Source organism: Leyella lascolaii, assembly GCF_900079775.1.
GTDB classification, from domain to species: domain Bacteria; phylum Bacteroidota; class Bacteroidia; order Bacteroidales; family Bacteroidaceae; genus Prevotella; species Prevotella lascolaii.
On record NZ_LT556057.1, the window covers coordinates 1 to 3268 of the forward strand.

4 protein-coding genes are annotated in these 3268 nt (G+C 36.7%); 3 read left to right on the forward strand and 1 reads right to left on the reverse strand.

Going from position 1 to position 3268, the window contains the following annotated elements:
- Window positions 1–311: 311 nt before the first annotated feature.
- A complete protein-coding gene (locus tag BN4609_RS15430; protein ID WP_068857380.1) occupies window positions 312–725 on the forward strand; it encodes a hypothetical protein in 414 nt (137 codons plus the stop codon).
- Window positions 726–825: 100 nt separating this feature from the next.
- Here the strand turns inward: BN4609_RS15430 and BN4609_RS15435 are convergent, their stop codons facing one another.
- Entirely contained in the window at window positions 826–1383 is a 558-nt protein-coding gene (locus BN4609_RS15435; RefSeq protein ID WP_241033280.1) for an STM3941 family protein, read from the reverse strand.
- A gap of 220 nt (window positions 1384–1603) precedes the next feature.
- On the opposite strand from BN4609_RS15435, the gene BN4609_RS15440 reads away from it, so the two are divergent.
- Together BN4609_RS15440 and BN4609_RS15445 are read left to right on the forward strand one after the other, a co-directional pair.
- Entirely contained in the window at window positions 1604–1879 is a 276-nt protein-coding gene (locus BN4609_RS15440) for a hypothetical protein (protein ID WP_068857381.1), read from the forward strand.
- A gap of 105 nt (window positions 1880–1984) precedes the next feature.
- On the forward strand, window positions 1985–3208 hold the full coding sequence (locus tag BN4609_RS15445; RefSeq protein ID WP_068857382.1) for a transposase: 1224 nt from the start codon (window positions 1985–1987) through the stop codon (window positions 3206–3208).
- Window positions 3209–3268 lie beyond the last annotated feature (60 nt).

The window sequence follows — 3268 nt, forward strand, 5'->3', positions numbered from 1 at the left end:
AAATAAGACATGTTTCTTGCCAAGTCATATTGTGACATAGGTAATTCACAAAGTTCATCCAGCATAGTGGCCCCGGATGGTGAGATTACCACCACATTCGAGTACGACGATCATATAGGTGCATCCATTAAGGACTTGGGCAAAAAGTGGTTTGGTTTCTCAAAGATGGAAATACTTACACCAGACGAATTGGTAGGACGAATCAATAGAGGATAATACTTACTTTAGTAGATCAACGAGATATGTCCTTTGATGATGCAAAGTCCGTAATTACACAATCAATTATAACACTATTATAAAATCGTAAGAATATGAAGATTAAAACATTATTTAAGACAATTTTTTGCGCAGGATTAGTTTTAACTCTTGTTTTGTATCTATGCCATTTATACGGCAACTATATAGAAAAAACACAGGAGCCTATTACTGGTTATACATATAATGGATTTAAGGAAAAAAGTAACTATAAGAGTTCAAATACAATTCTTATAACCTATAAATCAAAACAATATGCATTACATACGGGAGATCGAATTTTGGACAAGATAAAGTCAGGGTATTTTCCTAAATTATACTATTCTTCAAAAACTGATTATCTTTTTTTTGAAGGAGATTATTTGCCTGTCGGTTATGCCCAAGCGACTTTAATTTTCACGTTCATCTTTTCTGGTATCGGAACTTTAATCTGGAGGAAACAACTTGATGATGATATTAGTAAAATGTAAAAGTATCCAAGGACAATATTGTTATTGAAGCGGAATCTCTCCTAATCCGCCTTTCAATAAAGTATTTGTCTTGTGCTATAAAAACTCAACAGCACAATTATTAATTGCAGTTCGACCTCCATATTTTCATTCGATTATTCAAAGTATTGCATATTTCCTTACCCCTCATTGTCAGATTTTGCACGAGGATACTTTCTATTGCTCCTGATACAGACACATTAAATTCCATCATACGTTGGGTTAGACATGAAGCATTTTCCATCTTACGCATCAAAGGTATTGTACAATAATCAATGGCTATGTAGTTGTTAGAATATATACTAATTAGGCGAAATTGCTCCACATCTTTAAAATAGATTGTTCGATATGTTCTCTTGCGCTGTTCGTAAATGTCAAGCCTATCGTCATGGATTATCAAAAATGGTATATGAGTAGTTATGTTATACAAAGTCATCATAAACATAAGCATTCCGCCACAACCAAAAAACACCATGCTTCCTATACCGCCAAATACTTTTGTTGGCCATGAGGTATTAGCATCATGGAGTATGAAATATCCACCTACAGCAAAAGCAAAACAACCAACAGTCAGAAGAATATTCTTCCAAAGGCTATGGTATATTCGTATCTCTTTTATATTTTTATCGGTTTGTTTCATCTTTTTATATCGCTTTATTGTGATTACATAAAGTACATTATTGAAGCAACAAAGTTTGTACTTTCTTACTATAATAACGAGTGTAAATTAGAATTATTGCAATGGTTGCAATAAAAAATAGCCAAATTAAACAGAAAGTATATTTTGCATTGAAGCGGAATCCCTCCTAATCCGTCTTTCCAGATAAAGCCTTTGTCTTGCGCCCAACCAACGTAGGACAATGGCTTTTCCTTTGTGGGCAGCAGCCAACGGCTTCATCTCCTGTTACGCTTCGCTTCATCTGCACCTTTTTTGGCGAAAACAACCTGAATCAGAAGAAGACCTTCTCGAACACCGTACCGACGGCACCGATGCCTTCGAAACGCTCTATATCGGCTGCGAGAAGTTCCCACAGCACGATTTATATCCAATTGCTATTGGTGGAGTAAGAAAATTGCTAATTTTTGCAGAAAATAAAAAGCAATACTGCGTTAAATTAATATTTAATCGTCTGTAAATCAATAACTTATATTAAGAAATGCTTATGAAAACTTAACTATAAAAAGTTGGTCAAGTCGCTGATTTTCAGTAACTTTGCAAATCACGACAAACGCAAAATTATATGAATACAGGACTTGACCAATATATGGATATCTTTAAAGATGCAGTTGAAGATTCGGCTGCAAAGTTAACAAAAAGTTTCGAGAAAATACTCATCGAGGTGATAATTTTGTTCATGGTAATACCAAGAAAGATAAATTTCACCCAAATGGGAAGGTATGGCTCGCATGTTGAGCAAACCTATCGCAACGCATTCGGCTTGAAAAAGTCGAAGTGCATTGACTGGCTCAAACTTAATGTCTCACTTGCCAAGCGCTTCTTTGGTAAACAGGGAAGATGGGCTATTGCCATAGATCCCAGCTACATCAGCAAAGCTGGCAAGAAGACTCCACATATCGGTCGTTTTTGGTCAGGATGTGCACAGTCTGTTAAACATGGTCTCGAAATCATGGGTATTGGTCTCGTAGATATTGATGCCAAAGACTGCATGATGTTAAGAGCACACCAGTCGCTAAATAATAAAGAACTGAGTCTTAGAAACAAGACTATGGTTGATTTCTATATCGGCGTCATTAAGCGTTACCGCAAGGAACTTCTCAAACTCTCAACCCTCATAGTTGCAGATGCTTACTTCTCTACAAGTACATTTGTTAATGGGATAAAGAAAGAAGGGTTCTCTTTGATAAGCCGCTTTCGTGACAATGCTTGTCTCTTTTATGTCTATGCTGGTCCACGTACTGGAAAACGTGGTCGCCCAAAGACCAAGGATGGCAAGATTGATATGAAGAATCTTGACCTCACTCGAATGGAGAAGATGGAGATGAAAGATATAGAAGGAACAGCTTATACTTTGATTGCCTATTCCAAGGCACTCAAATGTAAAGTTAGACTTGTCATCTGGCAGATGCCGAATGGCAAGAAGAAACTATTCTTCTCTACAGACACCTCTCTTTCAGGTGAAGAGGTACTTCTTTATTATAGAACTAGGTTCCAGATCGAATTTTGCTTTCGTGATGCCAAAGGCTATACTGGTCTTATGGACTGCCAGGCTCGCGATAAGTGGAAACTCGATTTTGCTTTCAATGCTGCGTTCACATCACTAAATGTTGCCAAGGTAACTATGAAGGAGATGGGAATGGAATATTCTATGTCTTCATTCAAGTCACTGATGACCAACATTTATCTGGTGAAACGAATTTTTAAAGCAAGTGGGTACACCCCGAACCGAACTTTAATTAGCAAGATTTTCAAAGATCTCTCGTGCTTACAGCGTATAGCTGCTTAGCACATTATTGAATTATTAACGAACTATTGAAAAAGAAATTCTGTATCTTTGTGACAGACT

What these genes read in the sequence shown, in the direction of transcription:
- BN4609_RS15435 (WP_241033280.1), bottom strand. Translation starts at nt 1,383, where the DNA reads ATGAAACAAACCGATAAAAATATAAAAGAGATACGAATATACCATAGC.
- BN4609_RS15430 (WP_068857380.1), top strand. Translation starts at nt 312, where the DNA reads ATGAAGATTAAAACATTATTTAAGACAATTTTTTGCGCAGGATTAGTT.
- BN4609_RS15445 (WP_068857382.1), top strand. Translation starts at nt 1,985, where the DNA reads ATGAATACAGGACTTGACCAATATATGGATATCTTTAAAGATGCAGTT.
- BN4609_RS15440 (WP_068857381.1), top strand. Translation starts at nt 1,604, where the DNA reads ATGGCTTTTCCTTTGTGGGCAGCAGCCAACGGCTTCATCTCCTGTTAC.